Source organism: Dysosmobacter sp. Marseille-Q4140 (genome assembly GCA_018228705.1).
GTDB lineage: Bacteria > Bacillota > Clostridia > Oscillospirales > Oscillospiraceae > Oscillibacter.
Genome location: CP073694.1, coordinates 2,790,371 through 2,813,899, shown reverse-complemented (window position 1 = coordinate 2,813,899; position 23,529 = coordinate 2,790,371). Strand labels below are relative to the sequence as shown.

General features: G+C 58.2%; 27 protein-coding genes and 1 pseudogene. 17 read left to right on the top strand and 11 right to left on the bottom strand.

Annotated elements, in window-relative coordinates; all coding sequences use genetic code 11:
- Nucleotides 1-322: 322 nt before the first annotated feature.
- From KFE19_13925 to KFE19_13850, 16 genes and pseudogenes are all read left to right on the top strand, one after another.
- Entirely contained in the window at nt 323-1,657 is a 1,335-nt protein-coding gene (locus KFE19_13925) for a plasmid recombination protein (protein ID QUO37460.1), read from the top strand.
- A 145-nt stretch (nt 1,658-1,802) separates the two neighbouring features.
- Nucleotides 1,803-2,102: a hypothetical protein gene (locus tag KFE19_13920; protein ID QUO37459.1), complete on the top strand. Its 300-nt coding sequence runs from the start codon at nt 1,803-1,805 to the stop codon at nt 2,100-2,102.
- Nucleotides 2,103-2,245: 143 nt separating this feature from the next.
- Complete coding sequence (locus KFE19_13915; protein ID QUO37458.1) at nt 2,246-2,461, top strand: helix-turn-helix transcriptional regulator; 216 nt, start codon at nt 2,246-2,248, stop codon at nt 2,459-2,461.
- Nucleotides 2,462-2,507: 46 nt separating this feature from the next.
- Nucleotides 2,508-3,494, top strand: a complete 987-nt coding sequence (locus tag KFE19_13910; GenBank protein QUO39644.1) for a DNA cytosine methyltransferase — start codon at nt 2,508-2,510, stop codon at nt 3,492-3,494.
- A complete protein-coding gene (locus tag KFE19_13905) occupies nt 3,442-4,317 on the top strand; it encodes an NgoMIV family type II restriction endonuclease (GenBank protein ID QUO37457.1) in 876 nt (291 codons plus the stop codon). The genes KFE19_13910 and KFE19_13905 overlap by 53 nt, the downstream gene beginning before the upstream one ends.
- Nucleotides 4,317-4,751 (top strand): DNA mismatch endonuclease Vsr, encoded by a 435-nt coding sequence (vsr, locus tag KFE19_13900; protein ID QUO37456.1) that lies wholly within the window; start codon nt 4,317-4,319, stop codon nt 4,749-4,751. The genes KFE19_13905 and vsr overlap by 1 nt, the downstream gene beginning before the upstream one ends.
- Before the next feature lie 4 nt (nt 4,752-4,755).
- The gene (locus KFE19_13895; GenBank protein QUO37455.1) at nt 4,756-5,244 is read left to right on the top strand and encodes a hypothetical protein; all 489 of its coding nucleotides are present in this window, start codon (nt 4,756-4,758) and stop codon (nt 5,242-5,244) included.
- Nucleotides 5,244-5,714, top strand: a complete 471-nt coding sequence (locus KFE19_13890; GenBank protein ID QUO37454.1) for a toll/interleukin-1 receptor domain-containing protein — start codon at nt 5,244-5,246, stop codon at nt 5,712-5,714. The genes KFE19_13895 and KFE19_13890 overlap by 1 nt, the downstream gene beginning before the upstream one ends.
- Before the next feature lie 6 nt (nt 5,715-5,720).
- On the top strand, nt 5,721-6,116 hold the full coding sequence (locus KFE19_13885; GenBank protein QUO37453.1) for a TIR domain-containing protein: 396 nt from the start codon (nt 5,721-5,723) through the stop codon (nt 6,114-6,116).
- 636 nt (nt 6,117-6,752) lie between these two features.
- Nucleotides 6,753-7,067, top strand: a complete 315-nt coding sequence (locus KFE19_13880; protein QUO37452.1) for a helix-turn-helix transcriptional regulator — start codon at nt 6,753-6,755, stop codon at nt 7,065-7,067.
- 91 nt (nt 7,068-7,158) lie between these two features.
- Nucleotides 7,159-8,160, top strand: a complete 1,002-nt coding sequence (locus KFE19_13875; GenBank protein QUO37451.1) for a permease — start codon at nt 7,159-7,161, stop codon at nt 8,158-8,160.
- A 17-nt stretch (nt 8,161-8,177) separates the two neighbouring features.
- Nucleotides 8,178-8,522 carry a TM0996/MTH895 family glutaredoxin-like protein gene (locus KFE19_13870; GenBank protein QUO37450.1) on the top strand — a complete coding sequence of 115 codons (345 nt, stop codon included), beginning with the start codon at nt 8,178-8,180 and terminating at the stop codon, nt 8,520-8,522.
- Nucleotides 8,523-8,884: 362 nt separating this feature from the next.
- Nucleotides 8,885-9,753, top strand: a pseudogene (locus KFE19_13865) (EamA family transporter).
- Nucleotides 9,754-9,797: 44 nt separating this feature from the next.
- Entirely contained in the window at nt 9,798-10,658 is an 861-nt protein-coding gene (locus tag KFE19_13860) for a DMT family transporter (protein QUO37449.1), read from the top strand.
- 19 nt (nt 10,659-10,677) lie between these two features.
- The gene (locus KFE19_13855; protein ID QUO37448.1) at nt 10,678-11,445 is read left to right on the top strand and encodes a hypothetical protein; all 768 of its coding nucleotides are present in this window, start codon (nt 10,678-10,680) and stop codon (nt 11,443-11,445) included.
- A 12-nt stretch (nt 11,446-11,457) separates the two neighbouring features.
- The gene (locus tag KFE19_13850) at nt 11,458-12,765 is read left to right on the top strand and encodes a M18 family aminopeptidase (protein ID QUO37447.1); all 1,308 of its coding nucleotides are present in this window, start codon (nt 11,458-11,460) and stop codon (nt 12,763-12,765) included.
- A gap of 60 nt (nt 12,766-12,825) precedes the next feature.
- Here the strand turns inward: KFE19_13850 and KFE19_13845 are convergent, their stop codons facing one another.
- The 7 genes from KFE19_13845 to KFE19_13815 form a co-directional block, all read right to left on the bottom strand.
- Nucleotides 12,826-14,013, bottom strand: coding sequence for a YgeY family selenium metabolism-linked hydrolase (locus KFE19_13845; protein ID QUO37446.1), 1,188 nt, complete (start codon nt 14,011-14,013; stop codon nt 12,826-12,828).
- Nucleotides 14,014-14,167: 154 nt separating this feature from the next.
- A complete protein-coding gene (locus tag KFE19_13840) occupies nt 14,168-14,518 on the bottom strand; it encodes a metal-dependent transcriptional regulator (GenBank protein ID QUO37445.1) in 351 nt (116 codons plus the stop codon).
- 27 nt (nt 14,519-14,545) lie between these two features.
- Nucleotides 14,546-14,713: a FeoB-associated Cys-rich membrane protein gene (locus tag KFE19_13835; protein QUO37444.1), complete on the bottom strand. Its 168-nt coding sequence runs from the start codon at nt 14,711-14,713 to the stop codon at nt 14,546-14,548.
- Nucleotides 14,714-14,738: 25 nt separating this feature from the next.
- Complete coding sequence (feoB, locus tag KFE19_13830) at nt 14,739-16,946, bottom strand: ferrous iron transport protein B (GenBank protein ID QUO37443.1); 2,208 nt, start codon at nt 16,944-16,946, stop codon at nt 14,739-14,741.
- 83 nt (nt 16,947-17,029) lie between these two features.
- The gene (locus KFE19_13825) at nt 17,030-17,251 is read right to left on the bottom strand and encodes a ferrous iron transport protein A (protein QUO37442.1); all 222 of its coding nucleotides are present in this window, start codon (nt 17,249-17,251) and stop codon (nt 17,030-17,032) included.
- Between the two features lie 13 nt (nt 17,252-17,264).
- Nucleotides 17,265-17,477 carry a ferrous iron transport protein A gene (locus tag KFE19_13820; GenBank protein ID QUO37441.1) on the bottom strand — a complete coding sequence of 71 codons (213 nt, stop codon included), beginning with the start codon at nt 17,475-17,477 and terminating at the stop codon, nt 17,265-17,267.
- Between the two features lie 229 nt (nt 17,478-17,706).
- On the bottom strand, nt 17,707-18,273 hold the full coding sequence (locus KFE19_13815; GenBank protein QUO37440.1) for a DUF3793 family protein: 567 nt from the start codon (nt 18,271-18,273) through the stop codon (nt 17,707-17,709).
- A gap of 225 nt (nt 18,274-18,498) precedes the next feature.
- Here KFE19_13815 and KFE19_13810 point away from each other — a divergent pair, with 225 nt between their 5' ends.
- Entirely contained in the window at nt 18,499-18,966 is a 468-nt protein-coding gene (locus KFE19_13810) for a metallophosphoesterase family protein (protein ID QUO37439.1), read from the top strand.
- Nucleotides 18,967-19,013: 47 nt separating this feature from the next.
- On the opposite strand, the gene KFE19_13805 is transcribed toward KFE19_13810, so the two are convergent.
- From KFE19_13805 to iolD, 4 genes are all read right to left on the bottom strand, one after another.
- Complete coding sequence (locus tag KFE19_13805; GenBank protein ID QUO39643.1) at nt 19,014-19,652, bottom strand: M15 family metallopeptidase; 639 nt, start codon at nt 19,650-19,652, stop codon at nt 19,014-19,016.
- 473 nt (nt 19,653-20,125) lie between these two features.
- Nucleotides 20,126-21,163, bottom strand: a complete 1,038-nt coding sequence (locus KFE19_13800) for a Gfo/Idh/MocA family oxidoreductase (protein ID QUO37438.1) — start codon at nt 21,161-21,163, stop codon at nt 20,126-20,128.
- A 37-nt stretch (nt 21,164-21,200) separates the two neighbouring features.
- Nucleotides 21,201-21,404: a hypothetical protein gene (locus KFE19_13795; protein ID QUO37437.1), complete on the bottom strand. Its 204-nt coding sequence runs from the start codon at nt 21,402-21,404 to the stop codon at nt 21,201-21,203.
- Nucleotides 21,405-21,592: 188 nt separating this feature from the next.
- On the bottom strand, nt 21,593-23,521 hold the full coding sequence (gene iolD / locus KFE19_13790; GenBank protein QUO37436.1) for a 3D-(3,5/4)-trihydroxycyclohexane-1,2-dione acylhydrolase (decyclizing): 1,929 nt from the start codon (nt 23,519-23,521) through the stop codon (nt 21,593-21,595).
- Nucleotides 23,522-23,529: the final 8 nt, after the last annotated feature.

The window sequence follows — 23,529 nt, the reverse complement described above, 5'->3', positions numbered from 1 at the left end:
CCCCATCGGGAAATCCGCAGATTTGGAGATGGCTAAGGCCGGGAAAATCCGGTGGATTTTCCCGGCCTGTGGGCGGTGGAATTGGAGCAAACACGGTTGCGAAAAGTACGCCGGTCACACGCATTTTGAGGCTGTGGGTATCACCTGCAAGCCGAAAAAGGCGGCGAGGCTCCCGCAGGAGCCGCATTCCCCCTCGGAGAGCCCACGATACTTTGCAGCTGCAGGATGAAAGTATCATAGTGGGTTATTACACTTCCGCAGAAGTGCATCCCCAAAAGCTACCCGCATCTCAACCGTCCTTGTGGGGCGAGAAAGGAGTTCTATGGCAAGAGGCGACGGTATCCATCGTACCAGCGCAAGAAATATGAGACTGACCACATCCAAACTGAAAAACGCGCAGCAACATAACGAGCGCGAAAAAGAATCGTATGTCAACCAGGATATAGTCCCGGAACACTCCCATCTGAATGTTCACTTCAAGCAACCGGACAGCGGCTATCTGGAACAGTTTGAACAGATGGAGGCAGACGGAATTATCTCCACACGGGGCATCAAAGAGGACGCTTTCCGCTATGGGGAGCTGATCTTCGATGTGAACTCCGCCTACTTTTTCAACCATGGCGGATATGACTTCGCAAAACAATTTTACCACGACGCCTACCAAGCTGCAATCAAAATCGTGGGCGGCGAACAGTACATTCTGTCGGCGGTCATGCACGCCGACGAGCGCAACCGGGCTATGTCCGAGGCGTTGGGGCAGGATGTGTACCACTACCACCTCCATGTAGTCTATGTACCGGTGGTGGAGAAGCAGATCCGCTGGTCCAAACGGTGCAAGGACAAGTCGTTGATTGGCAAGGTAAAAGAAACGGTCATGCAGGTCAGCATGAGCAAGAAGTGGGCCTCCAAGCCGGTGCTGGATGAGGCCACTGGCGAACCATTGAAAACGGCAAAGGGCAAGCCTGTCCTCAAAAAATCGTATAGTGTGTTGCAGGACGATTTCTTCCAGCATATGCGTGAGGCCGGGTACACCGATGTGGAACGCGGTGAACGCGGCAGCTCTGAGGAGCATCTGACGGTGACGCAGTTTAAGGTGGAAAGAGAACAGGCACGGCTGGCGGATTTGCAAACAGAAAAATCGGAGGTTCAGGCGGAGATCGGCAAGCTTCGGACAGATAAGGCCGAAGCCGAGAAGGCGGCCAAAGAAGCGCAGACGGAACTCCGCCTATTAGCGCCTAAACTAAAACACATGGAGAAATTGGCGGCCGAGTATTCTTCCAATCCAGAGGACCTTCTGCCACTCCCTGATAGAATGGAGTCCGCCAAATCCTACCGGGAGAAAAAGTCCAAACCGCTGCTGGAGAAGATCGTCAAGGTGGTGCGTTCCGTTTACCGAGCTTATCTGGATGTCTGCCAGAAATTCGAGCTGTTGCAGCGCAAATATGATACGGAGGTTCCGTATTTGAAGGCGCAGTTGGCCGAGGTCAAGGGTGAAAATGCAGAATTGCAGGAGACCGCCAGAGACTATGACCGGCTGTGCCGGGCCTATGGGCCGGAGAGTGTAGCCGAAACGGTGGCCGCTGTCAGGCAACAGGAACAGGCGGAAAAAGAGCAGAAACGCAGTCAAAAGCGGCGGCATGACCGGGATGCGCGGTAATCCCGTTTAGACCTGAGAAAAAAGGATTTTTACGGATAGAGGCATCCGAACTGAATCATGTATCGTTTGGGTGCTTTCTATCTGAAAATCCGCTTACTTTTGCCGGTGTAGAGCTGGAAAAAACTTATGAAAATACGGAGGTTATATGAGAACAGGTCTTTCCAAGAAGCAAAAGACAACCAGCATCTTTTTTGACGAGGCAAGTCCTATCATTGAGGTGTGTACCTACAACACGTCCCTTAAAAACCGCTTGAATGAGTATGCAGGAAAGTATCCGTCTGAGTGCCGGTTGGTGGACGATGACGAAAATGGATGCCTCACATTTGAGATCAGAAAAGGGCGGTTCAGTTTCAAGCTGAACGCACCATACAGCGCAGAGCGCCGGAAGGCGGCCAGCGAGCTGGCAAAGAAGAATATCCAGAACTTGCAGCAAGGCGAGAAGTGATTGAACGCCGCCCGTGGGGAGAATAGTTCCCTGCGGGCGGTTTTTTCTGTTTTTGATGCTCATGTTTTTGTGAGATTATCTTGAATATTCGTGCCTATCGTGCTATAATAAAAAAGAATTCGACGACGAATGGAGATTTCGTTATGCCGGTTAGCTATGATAAGTTATGGAAAATGCTGATAGATAAGAAAATGAATCGGACCGATCTAAAAGATGCGGCTGGTATCAGCTTTAATGTTTTGGCAAAAATGGGACGAAATGAGTTTGTTTCAATGGAAAGCCTGCATAAAATCTGTCACACCTTATCTTGTGATATAGGCGAAATCATGGAGTTTACTGACAATGATGAACACGAATAATACCAAAGTTTCCTCGTTTTACGGAACTGCCAGGAGAGATCAATTTATGCAGCAACCATTGACTTGCGTTGAAATTTGTGCCGGAGCAGGTGGACAGGCTCTGGGCCTGGCTATGGCGGGCTTTGTCCACGTCGCCCTTGTGGAATATGAAGCTGACTATTGCAAAGTTTTGAAAGAAAACCGCCCGGAATGGAATGTCATTTGTGCCGATGTCCACGATTTTGATGGGCGTCCATATAGGGGTGTAGACTTGCTTGCTGGTGGCGTTCCTTGCCCGCCCTTTTCTGTTGCGGGCAAACAACTCGGGAAAGATGATGAACGCGACTTGTTTCCGGAAGCGATCCGGCTTATTGAGGAAATTAAACCAAGAGCAGTCATGGTGGAAAATGTGCGTGGGTTCTTGGACCCTGGATTTGATGAATACAGGGAGCATATTTTCTCCGAAATCCAGAAACTCGGTTATGTCACTCACATTAAATTGCTTAATGCATCCAATTTTGGAGTTCCGCAGCTGCGGCCAAGGGTTGTAATTGTTGGAATACGGAAAGACCAGCTTGGTGCGTTTGCTTATCCCGAAGAAAAGCCAGACAGTGCACCCCCAGTTGGAAAAGTGCTATATGACTTGATGGCTGAGAACGGATGGGAAAAAGCCAAGGAATGGGCGGCTCATGCTGACCGAATTGCTCCCACCTTAGTTGGCGGATCAAAAAAGCATGGCGGGCCCGATCTCGGCCCCACACGAGCCAGAAACGCATGGGCTGAACTTGGAGTTGATGGACGGGGGATTGCCAACGAAGCACCGGCTGCTGGATTCGAGGGAATGCCTCGGTTGACGAGCCGGATGATGGCCAGAATTCAGGGATTTCCAGATACATGGACGTTTGGCAAACGAAAGACTGTGGCTTGCCGCATGATTGGTAACGCTTTTCCGCCCCCGGTTGCCCAGGCAGTAGGAGAAAAAATTAAGGAGTGTCTTGAGTATGGATGCGCTGATTGCAAACGCGAGGTTCCACTTTCACAAGCAGTTATTTGAAACGAATACGTTGACTTTGACTTCGGCCGGTGTGGCGTCCAATGCTGATACCAGTAGCCGCGGCTCCAAGGCAATAGCCCGCAGGATTGTTGATATTCTGGTAGATGAGCAGCATCATGCGGTTTCAACGGTTGATAAGATTTCCGGTCAGACGCTTGGCAAGCAATTTGAGACTTTGACTATGGATTTCTTACGGGAAACTTTTCCCAATCTCCAAAACCTTCGTCCTGGGCGCTGGACGATACTGCAGCTCGGCAATAATAACAAACTAAAAACCAGCGATTTTGCCCAGTATGAGCATCTGGCATACTTGAATGAGCTTACCACTCAGAACGCTCAGCTGGCCGCTGCATTGGGGAACGATTACTTAGTCGCGCCGGATGTGGTCATTTACCGTGACCTGTATGAGGATAGCGAAATTAACGCTGCCCAGTGCATCGTTGATGGCGATGTCAGCAAAATGGCGGATATTCGTAAAGCGAACGGCGGAAAGCCTTTGCTCCACGCCAGCGTATCTGCCAAGTACACCATGCGGAGTGATCGGGCGCAAAATAGCCGGACCGAGGCTCTGAATTTAATTCGTAACAGGAAGGGACATCTGCCCCATATCGTTGTAGTGACAGCGGAGCCGATGCCTAACCGGCTTGCTTCTCTCGCTTTAGGAACAGGTGATATTGACTGTGTTTATCACTTTGCCCTTTATGAGCTGATTCGTGCTGTGAAAGAAGTAGGGTCCGAAGATGCTGCTGAAACTTTGGAAACACTGGTCCAAGGGAAACGGCTGAAAGATATTTCCGATCTCCCGCTGGATTTAGCTGTATAATGGCTGATACGATTTCTTCTGACCGGAGAAGTAAAATCATGTCCCACATCAAGAGCAAGGATACCAGCATTGAGATGATGGTACGCCGCCGCCTCTTTGCAATGGGATACCGGTACCGGGTCAATTATAAGGCGCTGCCGGGCAAGCCCGATATTGTCTTTACCAAGAGGAAAATAGCCATTTTCATTCACGGATGCTACTGGCACGGGCATGACTGTGGAAGCCGGTACGCCCATACAAGTCAGTCAAATAAAACATATTGGGGACCCAAAATAGAGCGGACAAAGCAGCGAGATCAGGAGCATATTCAAGAGTTGGAAGCCCTTGGGTGGAAGGTTGTTGTGCTTTGGGAATGCCAGATAAAGTTGGACTTTGAAAATACGATCCAAAAATTATTGAAAATACTTTCTTCAAAAGATAGGGGGGAAAAATAAACTTATGGAGCTTAAATCTGTTCCGAGAGAAGAATTTAGTGAACAATACGACTCTACTGTTTTGGAACAGTGGAAAACTTGCGTTGAGATGGCGAATAGCAATACCGAGAAAAGAACGAATTCAAATAATATATTTATTACTATTAATGCTGCGTTACTGGCCGTAATTTCCTTTACATTAGACTATAAAAGCATTGTGCTTTCAATAGCTGGAGTTTTTGTTTGTATAAGTTGGCTGTATTCAATAGAAAGTTATAAGAAGCTAAGTAGTGTCAAATATGATATTGTAAATGAAATAGAAAACCAACTTCCTCTAAGGCCATTTTCTTACGAATGGGAAATGTTAAATCATGAGAGAAAGTACCTTGGCCTGACAAAAATTGAAAAAGTTCTACCGTGGTTATTTATAGTGATGTATGTTATTGCAATTTTATGGCCTTTATTAAAGTGGATGATACCATTAATATGTGCTTGCCAAGGAGAAAATCCATAATGAAAGTATTTATTTCTCATAAAAACACCGATGCTTTGCAAGCTTTAATGTTAAAGACAGCATTTGAGAAAAATCATGTCACATCATATTTGGATGTTCTTGACAGCAGCATTAACGGTGGAGGAAAACAGCTTACGGATCACATTAAAGAAAATTTGAATACCTGTACCGATATAATTGTTGTGATGTCTGAAGCAACAAAGGAATCGTGGTGGGTTCCGTTTGAAATAGGAATGTCAGCTCAAGTGGATATGCCAACAGCTAGTTATCTTAAAAGCGATGTAACATTACCAAGCTATCTTAGCTATTGGCCTCGCTTAAGGAATACGAGCGATGTTGATAAATATGTTGCCATCCGTAAAAGAACGACACAGGCTATAAATGAGCAATATGGTCACTATAATTTTTCAGATCGGCGAGCAATAGAAACAAGGGCTTTTTATGAAGCTCTTAAGAGAGAATTGAGGTGATCGGATATGACATATAATCTTTTTATTAGCCATTCATGGGCGTATAGTGATGCTTATAGCAAATTAACGGAATTGCTTAGCAATGCACCGTATTTTAATTTTAAGAATTATTCTGTTCCTAAAGATGACCCGATCCACAATGCGCCTAACGATTATCAGTTAAGAGCTGCAATTAAAAATCAGATGCAACACGCAAGTTGTGTTTTGATTTTGGCTGGGGTTTATGCTACATACAGTAAATGGATTAACATTGAAATTCAACTTGCTCAAGAAATGGGTAAAAAAATTATTGCTATTCAACCGTGGGCGGCTCAAAGGACATCCCAAGTTGTAAAAAATGCTGCTGATGAAATAGTTGGTTGGAATACATCCTCCATTGTTAACGCAATTCGTGGATATTGATAGCTGTTCACTGATAGATTTTTGATAGCAAAAGTCCGGATAGACCATAGGATAAGGATAATCTGTATCAAAACAAATAACACTGAATCAAATCCTCTATACAAAAAAGTTTAGAGATGGATTTAACTCGGCGAGTGGGAATGACCGTCAAAAGGTTGCAAACCCGCACGAATACAGGTTTTTTGCCCATTGCTGTGGCTCTTGATACTGGATTGATGCGATTCGCGTCTGTCATGTATTTCTGAGAGAATTATCATAAAGAGGCAAGCAAAGCAGCCCTGCTGAACAACAAATTCAGCAGGGCGGTTTTGCCGCTTTTTCTACCGTGAAACTCTTGATTTTGAAATTCTCCAGGTCTTTGGCCGGTTGTTTTTCCGCTCAGAGCCTTTCTCCCCAATAGTCTACTCGATACACCGCCCTGACGGATCAAATTGCAGATGCGTTGCACTCAATTCCCGGGCACTATGACGCAAAGCACAGCGAAATCTTCTGCCGGTGGCGAGAGCCGCCAGGCAGCCCGGTACCCCGTCATTCAGAACAGACAGCACAGCAATCAAATTTTCACGCGGCTATTGACAAATCAGCCGTCTCTTCATATACTATTCATATCAAAAGTTTTTGATATGAGGTGAACCAATGGGATCCCATCAAGAAGATGCCAGGGTGTTCAAAGCGCTGTGTGACCCAAAGCGCCTTGCCATTTTGGAGCAATTACGCAGCGGAGAGAAATGTGCCTGCGTTTTGCTGGAGCCGATGGATCTGACACAATCCGGACTTTCCTACCACATGAAAATCTTGTGTGATTCCGGTATTGTGGCCAGCCGGCAGGAAGGCAAATGGACACATTACCGCTTGAGCGCCGCCGGAGGCGCATGGGCGCTGGATCGACTGCGTGCCATCCTTACACCCAATGCTGAACAAGATGATTCCTGCCCTTCCTGCGGCAGATAAACGCCATCGATACGGGATGGCGTTTATTCCGGCGGAAAACATCAAAAATTTTTGATATGTTCTTTACTTTATACAAAGCGAGGTCACTGTTATGGGTATATGGCAATTTGTTCAGGCACAGGTCTTAGGGATGCAATGGTTGAACGGGCTTATCGGCAAAGCGCTGTCTAAGTTCGGATTGGACACAAGCGGACCGCTAGGCGGCAGTGTTCAGTTCTTTCTCTATGATGTCATCAAAATCACGGTCCTCCTTTGTATCCTGATTTTTGCGATTTCTTATATCCAAAGCTACTTTCCTCCCGAGCGCAGCAGGAAGATTTTAGGCCGGTTCCATGGGATCGGCGCAAACACCATTTCGGCTCTGCTGGGGACGGTGACGCCGTTTTGCTCCTGTTCCTCCATCCCGCTGTTCATCGGCTTCACCAGTGCAGGACTTCCCTTGGGGGTGACGTTCTCATTCTTGATCTCCTCTCCCATGGTGGATTTGGGGAGCCTGGTGCTGCTGATGAGCATTTTCGGAGCAAAGGTCGCAGTGATCTATGTGCTGGTGGGATTGGTGATTGCTGTTGCGGGCGGCACTATTATTGAAAGGCTGCACATGGAGAAGTATGTGGAGCGTTTTATTCTGTCTGCCCGCAGCACAGACATCGATGCGCCTGCCTTGAGCAAGATGGAACGTCTGAAGTACGCGAAGGAGCAGGTCTCCTCCACATTCAAAAAAGTATTCCCCTATATTCTGGTGGGCGTGGGGATCGGTGCGGTGATCCACAACTGGATCCCGGAAAGCTGGATCGAGACAGTCCTCGGCAGCAGCAATCCCTTCGGGGTGGTGCTGGCAGTGCTGGTCGGTGTTCCCATGTATGCCGATATCTTCGGAACGATCCCGGTGGCGGAGGCCCTGCTGGCAAAAGGCGCGCAGCTCGGTACGATCCTGGCCTTCATGATGGCGGTTACAACGCTGAGTCTGCCGTCTATGATCATGCTGCGCAAGGCCGTCAAGCCGAAATTGCTGGCTCTGTTTATCGGTATCTGCATAGTCGGTATCATCTTGGTAGGCTACCTGTTCAATGCATTTCAATTTTTCTTGATTTAATTCAGGAGGTATGTACCATGGGACTTTTCAGCAGAAACAAGAAAGAGAAAACGGCTTCCTGCTGCTGCGGCAGCTGCACACCTGAGGCCATGGCCCGGGCGGAGGCCGGTAAGACCTCTGGCGGAGTCAAAGTGCTGGGCTCCGGCTGCGCCAAATGCAGCGCCCTGGAGCAGGCAGCCCGGGAGGCGCTGGCAGAGCTGGGCATGGAGACTGCGATCGACCATGTGACAGATTTTACACAGATCGCCGCTTACGGGGTGATGACGACTCCCGCACTGGTGGTGGACGGCAAAGTCGTGTCCTACGGCAAGGTTTTGAAAAAAGAAGAGGTCAAGGCGCTGATTCAAAAAGTGCGGGGATAACCCGCGTCTCCCCCCTGACAAAGCAACCCTGTGTGTCCGCAATTTCTGCCGCAGTCAGATGGCAGCCGCTCTCAGCAAGCCGTCTCCCATATACTCTTTCCGCAGGGAGCAAACCGCATCCCACGCTCTTTTACGGCAGAACTTCAAAGCGGCTGACCTCTTTATGGTCAGCCGTTTTTCCTTTTTCGCAGGCGCTCGGTCTTCGGCCGGAAGCCTTGACAACACAAGTCTCCTTTGTTATCATCCTTACATTATTATATGGTCTGCACGCCTGCCGGAAAGCGTACCGGCAGGCGCATACCTTTTTCTGGGAAAGAGGCGAAAACAGCGTGAAACAGCAGGCGAGATCCTATGCAGCGCTGATGCTGGGCGTGATTGCCCTGTCCACATCAGCAATTTTTGTCAAGCTGGCTGACGCTCCATCCGCTGTGACTGCCTTTTACCGGCTGCTGTTCACCGCCTTGGCGCTGGCTCCGTTCTTGGCGCTTGACCGGAAAAAGCGGGAGCAGCTGCATGCTCTGCGGTCCAAACAGGCAGCCCTCATCATATTGTCCGGCCTGCTGCTGGCCATCCATTATGTGATGTGGTTTGAATCCCTGCGCTACACCTCTGTGTCCAGCTCAACGGTGCTGGTGGCCCTTCAGCCCCTGTTTTCCCTGCTCTTCAGTTTTCTCTTTTTCCGTGAGCGGCCTCAAAAAAGCGCAGTGGCCGGATGTTTCATTGCCATCGCCGGCAGCGCTATAATCGGATGGGGCGACTTTCAGATCAGCGCAGGCGCGCTGCTGGGGGATACCCTGGCGTTGGCTGCCGCCGGAGTAATCAGCCTGTACTTTTTGATCGGACAGGTGGTACGAAAAGAGATCGATGCCGTTACTTACTCCGTACCCGGATATTTCAGCAGCGCTGCGTTTCTGCTGGTCTACGCTCTGATAAAAGGCAACCCTCTGGGCGGATATTCCAATGCAACCTGGGGCGCCTTCCTGGGTCTGGCCTTCATCTCCACCATCGGGGGACAGTTTATCTTCAATCTGCTGTTAAAAAATATCTCCGCCACGGCGGTCACCATGGGTATTCTGGGCGAACCGGTGGGAACCTGTATCCTGGCTTACTTCATCCTGGGGAGCGGATTGCTCCGCAGCAGTTCCTGGGAATCGCCGTGATTCTGCTGGGCCTGTCCGTGTTCTTCCTTTGCCCCATCCAGGCGGAACGGCGGAAGGCCCGGGCCAGCTGAGCCGACCTTGGCCGTTATCTTCAATCAAAGGGAGGGGGCCGCCCGTGAACACGCTTGCAAAATTTATCGCCGCCATGCTGATCTTCGGCACCAACGGCCTGCTGGCCCGGCGGATCTCCCTGGGCGGCGCGGAGATCGTGCTGCTGCGGACGCTGTTGGGCTCCTGCTTCCTCATCGGACTGGGCCTGCTGCGCCGGGACCTCCGCCTCGTCGGCCTGCGGGCGGACAAGGTGCCCGCCACCCTGGGCGGCGCGGCCCTGGGGCTCAACTGGGTGTGTCTGTTCATCGCCTACCAGACCGCAGGCGTGAGCCTTTCCACTCTGGTCTACTACTGCGGGCCCATGCTGGTGCTGGCCCTGTCTCCCCTCCTGTTCCGGGAAAAACTCACCTGGAACAAGATCGCCGCCATCGCCGCGGTGGCCCTGGGCATGGTCTTTATCAGCGGGGAGATCGACCGTGGGTCCGATTTGGCCGTGGGGCTGCTATGGGCCGCCGGGGCGGCGGGCTTCTACGCTCTGGTCATCATCGCCAACAAGCGGGTACAGCACCTCTCCGGCATCCACTGCGCCATGTACGAGCTGATCGTCTCCTTCTTCGTGGTGCTGGCCTTCCTGGCCGTCACCGGGGCCCGGCTGCCGGTGATCCCCGCCGGAAGCGAGCTGCCCTGGGTGCTGGTCCTGGGCCTGGTCAACACGGGCCTTGCCTACTATCTCTACTTCTCCGCCATGCAGTGCCTGTCTGGCCAGACGGTGGCACTGCTGTGCTACATCGATCCCCTGACGGCGCTGGTTCTGTCGGCGCTGGTCCTGCACGAGCGCCTGCTGCCCCTCCAGATCGCCGGGGCGGCGCTGATCCTGGGCGGCGCCTGCCTGGGCGAGCTGCGGCTGCGGCGGCGCGGCGCCTGAAACCAAAGGAGGTCCTCTCATGGAAACCGTCTATATGCAGTTCTTCCTGACCGTCAACGAGGGCAAGTGGCTCATCGCCCGGGCAGTGGCGGGGATGGAGCGGGTCCAGCGGGCCCTGCGCTCCGGCAAGGTCATCCTCAAGGGCGGCACCACCGTCTCCTGTATCTCGGAGCTGCTGGTGGGCTATCCTCTCAAGATCTCCGGCCGGATGACCCCGGAGGGGGCCATGCCCAACCGGACCTACACGGAGCAGGCCTACGGCATCCTCATCGAAAACGGGCAGATCCGGGGCATCGACGCCGAGGTGGACACCCTGATGCCCGACATGGGGCCCGGGGACGTGGCGATCGCCGGGGCCAACCTCTTCGACGTCCACGGCGCCGCCGCCATCCTGGCCGGCAGCCCCGGGGGCTTCCGCTGGGGCCGGGCCACCGCCGCCATGATCTCCGAGGGCGCCGACGTCATCATCCCCGTGGGCCTGGAGAAGCTGATTCCGGGTTCCGTGAACGAGGCCATGAAAACCGCCCGGCGCCAGGGCATCCGCTACCATGACGGCATGGCCTGCGGCCTGTTCCCCCTGGTGGGGGACATCGTCACGGAGATCGAAGCGGTTAAGCTCCTGGCGGATGTGGAGCCCTGCGTCATCGGCCGGGGCGGCATCCAGGGGGCCGAGGGCGGCACCCTCTTCCAGGTCTCCGGACCGGAGGCGGAGGTGGAGCGCCTGCGGGAGATCGTCTCCCTTTGCAAAAACCAGAAGATCGGCGGCGATCCCGCCTCCTTGCAGTGATTGGAGGATTCTATGGAACATCCTTACAGCGACGCCCTGGTGCGCTTCATTCAGGACCACCCCAGCGTCTACCATGTGATTGAAGGCCAGCGCTGGCAGCTGCAGGCGGCGGGCTATGAGCAGCTGCTGGAGAGCCGCCCCTGGCGGCTCCGGCCCGGCGGGCGGTACTTCGTCACCCGGAACGGCTCCGCCCTCATCGCCTTCCGCATCCCGGAGGGGGACTTCCGGGGCTTTATGATGATGGCCAGCCACAGCGACTCCCCGGCGCTGAAGATCAAGGAGCAGCCGGAGATCACCGTGGAGGGCGCATACAAGAAGCTGAACGTGGAGGTCTACGGCGGCGCCCTGCTGGCCCCCTGGTTCGACCGGCCGCTGTCCGTGGCGGGCCGCCTCTACCTCCGGGAGGGCGGCGCGGTCCGGATGCAGCTGGTGGACTTCCGGCGGGACCTGGTGCTGATCCCGAGCCTTGCCATCCACATGGAGCCCGCCGCCAACAAGGGCCTGGAATGGAAGGCCCAGCGGGACCTGCTGCCCCTGTACGGCCTGGCCGACGCCCAGGACCTGCTGGCCCTGGCGGCCCGAGAGGCAGGGGCAGAACCGGACGCCGTGGCGGGCCATGACCTCTTCGTCTACAACCGGCAGGCCCCCAGCGTCTGGGGCGAGGGCGGCGTGTTTCTCTCCAGCCCCCGGCTGGACGACCTCCAGTGTGCCTTCGCCTCCCTCCAGGGCTTTCTGGAGAGCGGGGAGAGCGCCAGCATCCCGGTCCACGTGGTCTTTGACAACGAGGAGATCGGCTCCTCCACCCGGCAGGGGGCGGCCTCGCCCTTCCTGCGGGACACCCTGCGGCGGCTGACGGAGAGCCTGGGCCTCTCCGAGAGCGAGTACCTGGCAAAGCTGCCCCAGAGCTTCCTGCTGTCGGCAGACAACGTCCACGCCCTGCACCCCAACCGGCCGGACAAGAGCGACCCGGTGAACCGGCCCCGGCTGGCCGGCGGCGTGGTGGTCAAGTACAGCGGCAGCCAGAAGTACACCACCGACGCCGCCTCCGCCGCCATCGTGTCCGTGCTGGCGGAACGGGCGGGCATCTCCCTCCAGACCTTTGCCAACCACTCCGACATCCCCGGCGGGTCCACCCTGGGCAACCTCTCCGCCCGGCAGGTGGCAGTGAAGGCCGCCGACGTGGGCGTGGCCCAGCTGGCCATGCACTCCCCCTACGAGACCTGCGGCAGTGGCGACACGGAGGATCTGGTGGCCCTGGCCCGGGCGCTGTTCTCCGCCTCTTTGGAGGAGACAGGAAGCGACTGCTGGGCGGTGCGCTGAGCGTTTCGTAGAAAAAGAGCGTCCCGGCACCTTTTGGTGCTGGGACGCTCTTCCATTTTTTCAGGGTCTCAGCAGGGCGCCCAGCAGGGCGTAGTAGCTCTCGCAGGCCTGCTCCAGCTGGCTCAGCTCCACGTACTCGTCCACAGTGTGGGCCAGGTCCTCCCGGGAGGGGCCCAGTCCCACGGTGGGGATGCCCGCCTCTCCGGCGTAGTGGCTGCCGTTGGTGCAGAAGCTGTACTGGGTCACTGCCGGGGTCAGCCCCGCGGCCTCCAGGCCGGCGAGGATGTCCCGGATGAAGGGCTCCTCCCGGTCCCGGAGCCAGCCGGGGAAGAACCGCTGGGCCTGGATGGGATTGCCCGTGTAGCAGCGGGCCTCACCCCGGGCGAAGGATGCCCGGGCCTGGAAGGACGGGTCCTCCGCCGCCAGGCGGTCCAGCTCCGCCTGGATGGGGGCCAGGACGCTCTCCGGCGTCTCCCCCACCAGCAGACGCCGGTCGTAGGTGGCCCGGCAGTAGGCCGGCACCACCGAGGCGCCGGGATAGGGCTCCGAGCGGATGTCCGTCAGCTCCAGGATGCCCCGGCCCAGAACCGGCTGCTCCGGCGGCGGCAGGTGCCGCAAGGCCTCGATCACCTTCCCCATGGCGTACACGGCGTTGACGCCCTTGTCGGGGTTGGCGGAGTGGGCGGGAACGCCGAAGGTCTCCACCACGATCTCCGCCCGGCCCCGCTGGCCGATCTTCAGATCGCACTGGGAGGCCTCGCCGATGACCACGTAGTCCGGCCGGACGGCCCGGCTGACGGCCCGGGCGGCCACGCCCTCGAAGCACTCCTCCTGGACCACGCCGGCCACCCAGATCTCCCCGGGGAAGTCCCCGCCCCGGTCGGCGGCATAAAAGCCCGCGGCGGCGGTGAAGGCCGCCACGGCGCCCTTCATGTCGGAGGCGCCCCGGCCATAGAGCCGTCCGCCGTCGATCTCTCCGCCGAAGGGGTCATGGCTCCAGGCGGAGCGGTCCCCCACCGGAACGGTGTCGATGTGTCCGTCCAGCAGCACCCGCTTTCCCGGGCGGCCGCCCCGCAGACAGCCCAGCACATTCCCGTATTCGTCCGCTGTCACCTGGGTGAAGCCCGCACCCTCCATGTACCGCCGCAGCACACCGGCGGCGCCGTCCTCCTGTCCGGACTCGCTGCTCTGGGCGATCAGGGCCCGCGTCAGCTCCACCACCGTCTCCATCCGCTCCCGGCTCAGCATAGGATCCTCCCCCTTTCGTTTCTGCTCTCATTATAGGCCCGGCGGCAGAGGCCGTCAACCGCCCCGAAGCACAGAGAGACCGGGACTCCGCGGAAACCCGCGAAGCCCCGGTCCGCGCCCTTCGGGCGTTTTCCAATGGCCGTATGGAAGATCGTCAGAGCGTTTCCAGGCACCGCCCCGGCAGCACCGCCGCCAGGGCCTGGGCGGCCTCCTCCGCCTCCCGGGCGGTGAGGTCCAGGCCCAGTGCCGGAAGCCGCAGGGCCAGCAGACGGACGCAGTCCAGCTGCCGGCGGGCCAGGGCGGCGCCCCGATCCGTCAGTGCCAGCTTTCCGTAGCGCTCCTTGGTGACCAGATCCTTTTCCGCCAGGATGCCCAACATCCGGGTGACGGAGGGGCGGGACACGCCCAGCGCGCCCGCCACGGCGGCGGAGCTGATCTCCGGCCGGACCCGCGAGAGCTGATAGATGGTCAGCAGATACCGAAGGTGCGTGCTGGTCAGTTCCATGGTGCCTCCTCCTTCTGCCCGGGCCGCTCACCGGCGGGACGCCGGGTCCTTGTGCCCGCCGCAGCTGCCGCAGTGGGCGCAGTCGCCGCTGCAGTGTCCGCCGGACTTGCGGCTTTTCCAGATGGAGCGGACGGCCAGCCCCACCACCAGCGCCAGAACGGCGCAGACGATCACATACCCCCAGATGTCAGACATCAGCGGCCTCCTTTCCTGTTTCGGGTCACTTCATGGCCGCCGCAGAGACGGAGGTCAGGTGACGGATCTCGCCCTCGGGCTGATAGCCCTTGCGCAGCAGCAAATACACGATCCCCACCAGCGCGGCAGCGGCCACCACAGTGAACACACCGAAAGTTGCCTCGCCAGTGAAGAGGCCGCCCAACTGGTAGACGATCATGGCGAGCACATAGGCAAAGCCGCACATATAGGCGATGGCGCCCACGGCCCACTTGGGATTGTTCATCTCCCGCTTGATGGCACCCATAGCGGCGAAACAGGGGGCGCACAGCAGATTGAAGATCATGAAGGAATAGGCGCTGAGAGCGGTGAAGTCCGCCGCCACCAGGGCCCAGATGGGGCTGGAGTCATCCATCAGATCCGTTTCCCCGGCGTAGTGGTACAGCACGCCGAAGGTGTTGACCACCTCCTCCTTGGCAATCAGGCCGGTAAAGGTAGCCACGGCGGCCTTCCAGGCCGTGCCGCTGTGCCAGCCCAGGGGATAGAAGATCCAGGCGATGGCGTTGCCGATGGCGGCCAGCAGGGAGTCGTTGTTGTCCTCCACAGCCTGGAACACGCCGTCCACGAAGCCGTAGCCCTGAAGGAACCACAGCACGATGGAGCTCAGCAGGATCACCGTGCCGGCCCGCTTGATGAAGCTCCAACCCCGCTCCCAGGTGGCCCGCAGCACGTTGCCGGGGGCGGGCGCGTGGTAGGCGGGCAGCTCCATGACGAAGGGAGCAGGCTCCCCGGCAAAGGCCTTGAATTTCTTGAGCATGATGCCGGAAATCACCACGGCGGCCACACCGATGAAGTAGGCGGAGGTCGCCACCCAGGCGGAGGAGCCGAACACGGCGCCGGCGAAAAGGCCGATGATGGGCATTTTTGCGCCGCAGGGAATGAAACCGGTGGTCATGACGGTCATCTTCCGGTCCCGGTCCTGCTCAATGGTCCGGGAGGCCATGATACCGGGCACGCCGCAGCCGGTAGCCACCAGCATGGGAATAAAACTCTTGCCGGAGAGGCCGAAGCGGCGGAAGATCCGATCCATGATGAAGGCAATGCGGGCCATATAGCCCACGTCCTCCAGGATCGCCAGCAGCACAAACAGCACCAGCATCTGGGGCACAAAGCCCAGCACCGCGCCTACGCCGGCCACGATACCGTCCTGAATCAGCCCGTACAGCCAGCTGCCCTCAGCGATATGCAGCGCCCCCAGAATGCTGCCGAACACTCCCGGCACCCATTCGCCAAAGAGGACGTCATTGGTCCAATCGGTGGCCCGGGTACCGATGGAGACCGGCCAACCGCCCATGGCAATGGCGTACACCAGGAACATGATGCCCGCGAAAATGGGCAGGGCCAGGATGCGGTTGGTAACGATCCGGTCGATCTTGTCGGAGACGGAGAGGCTGCCTCTGACCGCCTTTTTCTTCACAGCCTTCCCCACCACACCGCTGATGAAGGCATAGCGCTGGTTGGTGATGATGCTCTCGGCGTCGTCGTCCAGCTCCCGCTCACAGTCGGCGATGTGCTCTTCCAGATGGGTCCTCAGGGCTTCGTCCAGCGCCAGGGCCTCCAGCACCTTCTCGTCCCGCTCAAAGATCTTGATGGCGTACCAGCGCAGATACTGGCTCTCCACCTTGCCCTGGATGGACTCCTCGATGTGGGCGATGGCGTGCTCTACGCTGCCGGTAAACACGTGGGGCAGCTCTCCGACCTTGTGGGACCGAGCCGCGGCCATGGCCTGCTCGGCGGCCGCCATGCCGCCCTCGCCCTTCAGAGCGCTCATCTCCACCACCTGGCAGCCCAGGGCCTGCCCCAGCTTGGAAAGATCAATCTGATCGCCGTTGCGGCGGACCAGGTCGATCATATTGACCGCCACCACCACCGGCAGCCCCAGCTCGATCAGCTGGGTGGTGAGGTACAGGTTCCGTTCGATGTTGGTGCCGTCCACGATGTTCAAGATGGCGTCCGGCTTTTCATGGACCAGATAATTCCGGGCCACCACTTCCTCCAATGTGTAGGGGGACAGGGAGTAGATGCCGGGCAGGTCCTGAATGACCACATCCCTGTGGCCCTTGAGCCGGCCCTCCTTCTTTTCCACGGTAACGCCGGGCCAGTTGCCTACATACTGATTGGAGCCGGTCAGGGCGTTGAACAGCGTGGTCTTGCCGCAGTTCGGGTTGCCGGCCAGTGCGATCTTGATGTACATTGCGCTCTCCTTCCTAAAATGTTAGCAAAGACTAACTCTTGTTCTGAAAAACAGCGGCTGCCGCCGCTTCCACTGCATGTCTCTCAGTTCACCTCGATCTGCCCGGCGTCGGACTTGCGGACGCTGAGCTCATACCCCCGGACATTCAGTTCCATGGGGTCCCCCAAAGGCGCCACCTTTCGCACGTAGACCTCCACGCCGCGGGTCAATCCCATATCCATGATACGGCGCTTGACGGCGCCCTCGCCGTGGAGTTTCACCACAACAGCGGTCTGTCCGACCTTAACATCTTTCAAGGTCTTCATCGTCTCTCCTCCTTCAAATCATGATCCGGTTCGCCATGGTCTTGTCCAGAGCTACCCGGCAGTCCTTCACCTGAATGATGAGATTTCCGGCCATCTGGCTGACCACTGTTACATCGCTGTCCACCACAAACCCCAATTCCGCCAGATGCTGGCGGATCTCATCCTTTCCGGTGATCTTGCGGATCGTGACCGTCTCGCCGGCCCTTGCCATTGTCAGCGGCATCATCGGATTGTCCTCCTTGCTCTTGGACTCCCATTGAAAACGCGATGGTTAGTAAAAGCTAACCCTTTTCGGTTTCGTAGTTTACCATGACTAACCAGTACTGTCAACCCCTTTTTCCAAAATTTTAACAGGAGTAGGCCCCCGTGCGGAAGGCAGTCCGCACGGGGGCCGGTTGAGGGGAAAAAAGGAGATAAGTATCAAAGAAAAACTTTGATAAACAGAGTAAAATGCCTCAGGCGGCGATCAGTTCCAGGATCGTCGCGCCCTGGCGGAACCGGCGGCTGCACATCTCGGTGCAGCGGCGGTACTGGGCAAAGCGGAGGCGGGCGGCAGCCGGATCGCCGTAGGCCTTCCAATAGCCGCAGAAGGTGTAGTTCCGGCCTCGATTTTCGATAAAGCCCACCACATCCTCCAGCGGATAGCCCAGAAAGAGTCCAATCTCATGGGGATAGTCCTGCTCCAGGCACAGCCGGTCCGACAGCCGCTCCAGCAGCTGCGGCAGATCCACGTCCGCCGGATATCCCTGCTGTTCCAAAAAACGGCGGTTGGAGCGCTCTGCCAGAATCCGGCGGAGCCAGTCCTCCCGATACAGCAGGAGCATACAGGCCCCGGTCACCCGGCAGGTCTTGAGGACCCGCAGCGTCAGACCCCGGGGGGCCAACTGCCGGGCCCAGCACTCCGCCAGACGGCGGGCCTCACCGGGCACCCTTCCCTGGTAGCGAAAAAGGCTGGCCGGCTTCATCCCAGTCAGAGTCGGCGCGCACTGGTTCACCAGCAGCGCTTCAAATGTCCGTTCCATCGCGGTCCCTCCATCGGCTGCGCTCACAGTTAGTTTTCGCTAACCATCGAGTCAAAAGAAGCGGCCGGCCCCGGCCTCTGTTCGATAGTTAGTTTTCACTAACCATGAACAAAATATACCACGTCTCTGCCGGTCTGTCAAGCCCTGTTCCAAAATTTTTTCTCCGGTTGCCAAATTCACCCGGGCAGGGTATACTGTCCCTATGAAATGAGAGGACGTGGATCGATGAAGATATTGGTGCTTTCCGACTCCCACGGAGCCATAGAGCCCATGGAGCACGCCGTGGAGCGCACACAGCCCCGGATGATCTTCCACCTGGGAGACTGCTGGCGGGACGCTGAGCGGCTCCAGGGCCGCTTTCCCCAGATCCCGCTGCAGCAGGTGCCCGGCAACTGCGATTTCCGCTCCCAGGAGCCGGCGGAACGGCTGCTCTGCATCGAGGACTTCCGCATCCTCCTATGCCACGGGCACACCTACGGCGTCAAACAATCCCTGACCGCCGCCGGCTTTGCTGCCGAGGAGAAAAACCTGGATCTGTTTCTCTTCGGCCACACCCACCGTCCCCTGGTGGACCGGCGGGGCAAGACGCTGTTTCTCAATCCCGGCAGCATCGGCGACTGGCGGCGGCCCACCTATGGGGTGGTTACCATCGCCGGCGGTAAGCTGGACGGGAGCATCTGTTTGCTGGAGTGATCTGCGCAGAAAAAGGCCGCCCGTAAGGGCGGCCTTTTCACATCTTGTCAATCCTTCCAGGCGGCGGGGTTCACCAGCGGGCGGCTGGCGGACGAGGTGGTTTCTCCGGCCGCGCCCCCTTCCGCCGGGGCAGCCGCCTTCCCTGCGGTCTGCGCATCGGCAGCACTCTCTGTTTCGGCAGAAGGCAGAGACTGGAGATATTCCTCCAGACACAGGCCGCTCTTGTGAATGGCCTCCGCCGTCTCCCGGCCCACATAGCGGTAATGCCAGGGCTCATAGCCAATGCCGGTGATCTCCGTCTTGTCCTCCGGGAAGCGGAGGATGAAGCCGTACTCCCAGCAGTGCTCCATGAGCCACTTCTGCTCCGCCGTGTCCTCCTGGGCCTCGTCCAGCAGCTGGTAGCCGGCAGACACGATGTCCAGAGCCAGGCCGGTCTGGTGCTCGCTGGTACCGGGCACCGCCACCCAGCGGGCAGCCTCCTGCAAAAGCGTGGCGCTGTCCCACCCAGCGGAACGGAGACGGGCGATCTTGTTGTTGTACAGCCGCACCTGGGTGGCCTCCGTCCGGTAGGCGGAGCAGACGATGGGCCGCAGCCCGTCCTCGCGGCAGGCGGAGAGCATGGCGTTCAGATCCGCATAGATCCGCGCATCCACCTTCATCCCGTTGGAGAGCGTGGCCAGCTTCATCTCATAGTCCTCCGGCAGGGCATTCCAGGGGTTCACCAGCAGCAGCCGCCAGTCCTCCGTCCGCTGGGCGGCGGGCTGTATGTAAGGCTGCGCCGCGGCCTTCCCGCTCTCGGGTGCCGCAGTCTCCGTCGAAATCCCCTCCGCCTCTTCGGCGTGAGGCGCTGTGGATTTACCGCCGACGGCGGCGGATGCCGCGATATCCGCTGCACCAGACGCATCTCCGGCCCCTTGCTCTGCCGCCAAGACCCCAGAGGTCAGCAACAGGGCTGCCGCCAGAGCCGCAGCAGCAAAACGCGTGTACTTCCAGTCGTTTTTCATAGGTTCCTTTCCGGCCGGCAGGCGGCCTGTCCTGTTTTCTTGGTTTGATGGTACGCCTATCCCGCCGCGAAAGCAAGGGAGAAATTGTAAACAAAGAAAAACAAAAAGAAACAGGGCCGCCCAGTAGGGCGGCCCTGCGGCTTGCAGGAACGATCTTACTTGTACAGCTCGGGCTTCTCCATGGTCTCCACCTTCAGGAACTGGGAGGTGCCGCGGGAGGCGTTCAGCGCGTCGCCGGCCACGCAGGCCACGTAGCCGTCCCAGCTGGAGGGACCGGTGAGCTTGCCGGCGTGGACGGACTCCACCCACTTGCAGAACTCGATGTCATAGGCCTCGATGAAGCGCTCCTTCCAGTCGGTCATGATGGGCATGGACTCGGCGGGCTTCACGCTGTCCCAGCCGGCCGGACGGGAGCGGCAGACCACGGCGTAGGGGTCGGGCAGCTTCACGGTGCCGTTCTCGCAGACCACCTCGCACTGGATGTCGTAGCCGTAGCCGTCGGCCACCTGGACCTCCACGTCGATGAAGCAGCCCTTCTTGGTGCGCATCAGCATGACCTGGGGATTGTCGTAGCCCTTGTCGGAGTTGGAGGACTGGCGGACCTTGACGCACTGGACGTCCTCATACTCGTCGTCCAGCAGCCAGCGGCAGATGTCCAGCTCGTGGATGGCCACGTTGGTGACGCCGTTCTCGGTCTTGAAGCCCGGGCCCTGGGAGACGTTGCGGTGGCAGGCCTTGATCAGCAGGGGCTTGCCGATCTCGCCGGAGTCGATGATGCGCTTCATCTCGGCGTAGCCGCGGTCATAGTGGCGCATGAAGCCCACCTGGACCAGGCGCTTGCCGATCTCCAGCTCGCGGTTGATGATCTCCTCGCAGTCCTTGGCGTTCTGGCTCAGGGGCTTCTCGCAGAAGCACCACTTCTCCTCGGCCAGGGTCTTCATAACGTAGTCATGGTGGGTGGGATCGATGGAGGTGATGACCACGGCCTCGACCTCGGGATCCTTGATCATGCCGTCGCAGTCGTTGCCGTAGGAGCGGATACCGTACTTGGCTGCGGTGTCGTCGGCAGCGGCGGCCACATAGTCGCTGACAGCCACGACGGTGGCGCCGGGGACGGTCTCGATGATGCGGCGGCAGTGATCCTTGCCGATGGCGCCGCAGCCGATGATGCCGATTTTCAGAACCTTATCCATAATAATGACCTTCCTTTATTGTAGTATGGTAGGATTTTTAGTAAGCAACGATAATCTTCCTGCACACGGTGCAGCGGAGGGCGGGAGCGGAGAAGCCATGAATCCAGTCGTGTTCTCCAATAATATCAGGGTTCAACAAAGTGGAGAACGCCTTTGGCTTCTCCGTCCAGAAGACGGCTCCGCCACCTGTGCTCTGGAGAAAGCCTGCTTCCATTTCTTGGCCGCAGAAAGGGCATTCCATAATGAACCTCCCAAATTTCACCCCGGCCCCCTTACGCCCGCTTGTTCCAGACAGGCAGCGCCTGCCGGAACTCCGCTGGCCGCAGCCCCTCGCTATGCGGGGAAGGGACATATTGGCCTCGCTATGCTGCCGGTGGTGGTAACGGTGAGTCCATATCCAGACGATGGAATCCCCCCTGGAGGCATTTTTTAATATTTGCGCGCGTCCTTCACGTGAGCCAGGTGGCTCTTGTAGGCCTCCAGGTTCTCCTTGCGCTCGGAGACCTCGGTGTCGCCCACGCGCCACCAGGAGCCGTAGCCATCGGTCATGGTCTTGGGCAGGACCTTGATGTCGAACAGCACGGGGCGGTTCTTCACCTTCTTGGCGTCCTCAAAGGCAGCCACCAGCTCCTCCATGGTGCGAACGTGGTAGGCCTTGCAGCCGTAGGCCTCGGCCACCTTGGCATAGTCGATGTCCATAAAGTCGCCGAAGAGGCCGTCGCGGTTGCGGTAGCGCAGCTCGGTGCAAAGCGTCACGTTGCCGTGGCCCACCTGGAGGTTGTTGATGCAGCCGAAGCTGGCGTTGTCGAACAGGCAGATGTTGATCTTCTTGTGCTCCTGGCAGGCGGTGACCAGCTCGCCATGGAGCATGTTGAAGCTGCCGTCGCCGCAGAAGGCATAGACCTCCCGCTTGTCGCCGATGGCCAGCTTCACGCCCAGGGCGCCGGCCACCTCATAGCCCATGGTGGAGTAGCCGTACTCCATGTTGTAGGTATCCACGGCACGGGGACGCCACATACGCTGCATATCGCCGGGCAGGGAGCCGGCGGCGCCGATGGCCACATCCTCGTCGGCCATCATGGCGTTGATGGCACCCAGAACGGTGGTCTGGCACAGGCCCGCCTTCAGATCGGCGGCAAAGCGCTTGGCGGAGTCGGCGTTGGCGTCGTTGATGATGGGCTTCCAGGACTTCTTGTCCTCGAAGGTGATGCCGTCCAGACGCTCCAGCTCCTTGAGCCACTTGTCCTTGGCGGCCTGGATCTCGGTGGTGTAGCCGCTCTTGTAGCCCTCCAGCAGCTTCTCAAGGCGCGGCAGGGCGTCCTTGGCGTCAGCCACCACGGGGATGGCATCCAGCTTCAGGGCCTGGAACTCGGAGACATTGATGTTGACGAACTTGCAGGTGTCCTTGAACAGCCACTTGGAGGAGGTGGTGAAGTCGGTGTAGCGGGTGCCCACGCCGATGACCAGGTCCGCCTTCTTGGCGATGTCGTTGGCGGCGGAGCAGCCGGTGACGCCCAGGCCGCCCAGGTTCAGGGGATGGGTCCAGACGACGGCGCTCTTGCCGGCCTGGGTCTCGCCGAAGGGGATGTTCAACGCCTCAGCGAAGTGCTTGAACTCCTCGTGGGCCTCGGAGTAGCGGACACCGCCGCCGCACACCAGCATGGGGTGCTTGGCCTTGCGGATGGCCTCCGCCGCGTCGGCGAGAGCCGCCTCGGTGGCAGGGCGGCGCTCCAGGCGCCACACGCGCTTGGCGAAGAAGCTCACGGGGTAGTCATAGGCCTCGCCCTCCACGTCCTGGGGCATGGCCAGGCACACGGCACCGGTGTTGGCCGGGTCGGTCAGAGTCCGGAAGGCGGAGATGCAGGCGCTCATCAGCTGCTCGGGACGGACAATGCGGTCCCAGTAGCGGCACACGGCCTTGAAGGCGTCGTTGGTGGAGATGGAGAGGTTGTGGGTCTGCTCCACCTGCTGCAGCACGGGGTCGGGCTGGCGGCAGGCGTACACGTCGCCGGGCAGAACCAGCACGGGGATGTTGTTGGCGGTGGCGGTGCCGCAGGCGGTAACCATGTTGGCGGCGCCGGGGCCCACGGAGGAGGTGACCGCGAAGATCTGCTTGCGCTTCATCTGCTTGGCAAAGGCCACGGCCGCCTGGGCCATGCCCTGCTCGTTCTTGCCCTGGTAGACCTCCAGGTGCTTGGCCTCCTGGCTCAGCGCCTGGCCAAGGCCCACCACGTTGCCGTGGCCGGGGATGATGAACATGCCGCGGACAAAGCGGGTCTGGACGCCGTCCACCTCGATGAACTGGTTCTCCAGAAAGCGCACCAGGGCCTGGGCCATGGTCAAACGAACGGTTTTCATATGACGGT

Excerpts from the sequence above, each read along its gene's own strand:
- KFE19_13910 (QUO39644.1), top strand. The coding sequence starts at position 2,508 with ATGCAGCAACCATTGACTTGCGTTGAAATTTGTGCCGGAGCAGGTGGA.
- KFE19_13870 (QUO37450.1), top strand. The coding sequence starts at position 8,178 with ATGGGACTTTTCAGCAGAAACAAGAAAGAGAAAACGGCTTCCTGCTGC.
- KFE19_13850 (QUO37447.1), top strand. The coding sequence starts at position 11,458 with ATGGAACATCCTTACAGCGACGCCCTGGTGCGCTTCATTCAGGACCAC.
- KFE19_13875 (QUO37451.1), top strand. The coding sequence starts at position 7,159 with ATGGGTATATGGCAATTTGTTCAGGCACAGGTCTTAGGGATGCAATGG.
- feoB (QUO37443.1), bottom strand. The coding sequence starts at position 16,946 with ATGTACATCAAGATCGCACTGGCCGGCAACCCGAACTGCGGCAAGACC.
- KFE19_13890 (QUO37454.1), top strand. The coding sequence starts at position 5,244 with ATGAAAGTATTTATTTCTCATAAAAACACCGATGCTTTGCAAGCTTTA.
- KFE19_13825 (QUO37442.1), bottom strand. The coding sequence starts at position 17,251 with ATGAAGACCTTGAAAGATGTTAAGGTCGGACAGACCGCTGTTGTGGTG.
- KFE19_13805 (QUO39643.1), bottom strand. The coding sequence starts at position 19,652 with ATGAAGCTGGCCACGCTCTCCAACGGGATGAAGGTGGATGCGCGGATC.
- KFE19_13815 (QUO37440.1), bottom strand. The coding sequence starts at position 18,273 with ATGGAACGGACATTTGAAGCGCTGCTGGTGAACCAGTGCGCGCCGACT.
- KFE19_13820 (QUO37441.1), bottom strand. The coding sequence starts at position 17,477 with ATGATGCCGCTGACAATGGCAAGGGCCGGCGAGACGGTCACGATCCGC.
- KFE19_13810 (QUO37439.1), top strand. The coding sequence starts at position 18,499 with ATGAAGATATTGGTGCTTTCCGACTCCCACGGAGCCATAGAGCCCATG.
- KFE19_13905 (QUO37457.1), top strand. The coding sequence starts at position 3,442 with ATGGATGCGCTGATTGCAAACGCGAGGTTCCACTTTCACAAGCAGTTA.
- KFE19_13840 (QUO37445.1), bottom strand. The coding sequence starts at position 14,518 with ATGGAACTGACCAGCACGCACCTTCGGTATCTGCTGACCATCTATCAG.
- KFE19_13800 (QUO37438.1), bottom strand. The coding sequence starts at position 21,163 with ATGGATAAGGTTCTGAAAATCGGCATCATCGGCTGCGGCGCCATCGGC.
- KFE19_13920 (QUO37459.1), top strand. The coding sequence starts at position 1,803 with ATGAGAACAGGTCTTTCCAAGAAGCAAAAGACAACCAGCATCTTTTTT.
- KFE19_13795 (QUO37437.1), bottom strand. The coding sequence starts at position 21,404 with ATGGAATGCCCTTTCTGCGGCCAAGAAATGGAAGCAGGCTTTCTCCAG.
- KFE19_13885 (QUO37453.1), top strand. The coding sequence starts at position 5,721 with ATGACATATAATCTTTTTATTAGCCATTCATGGGCGTATAGTGATGCT.
- KFE19_13855 (QUO37448.1), top strand. The coding sequence starts at position 10,678 with ATGGAAACCGTCTATATGCAGTTCTTCCTGACCGTCAACGAGGGCAAG.
- vsr (QUO37456.1), top strand. The coding sequence starts at position 4,317 with ATGGCTGATACGATTTCTTCTGACCGGAGAAGTAAAATCATGTCCCAC.
- KFE19_13835 (QUO37444.1), bottom strand. The coding sequence starts at position 14,713 with ATGTCTGACATCTGGGGGTATGTGATCGTCTGCGCCGTTCTGGCGCTG.
- KFE19_13845 (QUO37446.1), bottom strand. The coding sequence starts at position 14,013 with ATGCTGAGCCGGGAGCGGATGGAGACGGTGGTGGAGCTGACGCGGGCC.
- KFE19_13880 (QUO37452.1), top strand. The coding sequence starts at position 6,753 with ATGGGATCCCATCAAGAAGATGCCAGGGTGTTCAAAGCGCTGTGTGAC.
- KFE19_13895 (QUO37455.1), top strand. The coding sequence starts at position 4,756 with ATGGAGCTTAAATCTGTTCCGAGAGAAGAATTTAGTGAACAATACGAC.
- iolD (QUO37436.1), bottom strand. The coding sequence starts at position 23,521 with ATGAAAACCGTTCGTTTGACCATGGCCCAGGCCCTGGTGCGCTTTCTG.
- KFE19_13925 (QUO37460.1), top strand. The coding sequence starts at position 323 with ATGGCAAGAGGCGACGGTATCCATCGTACCAGCGCAAGAAATATGAGA.
- KFE19_13915 (QUO37458.1), top strand. The coding sequence starts at position 2,246 with ATGCCGGTTAGCTATGATAAGTTATGGAAAATGCTGATAGATAAGAAA.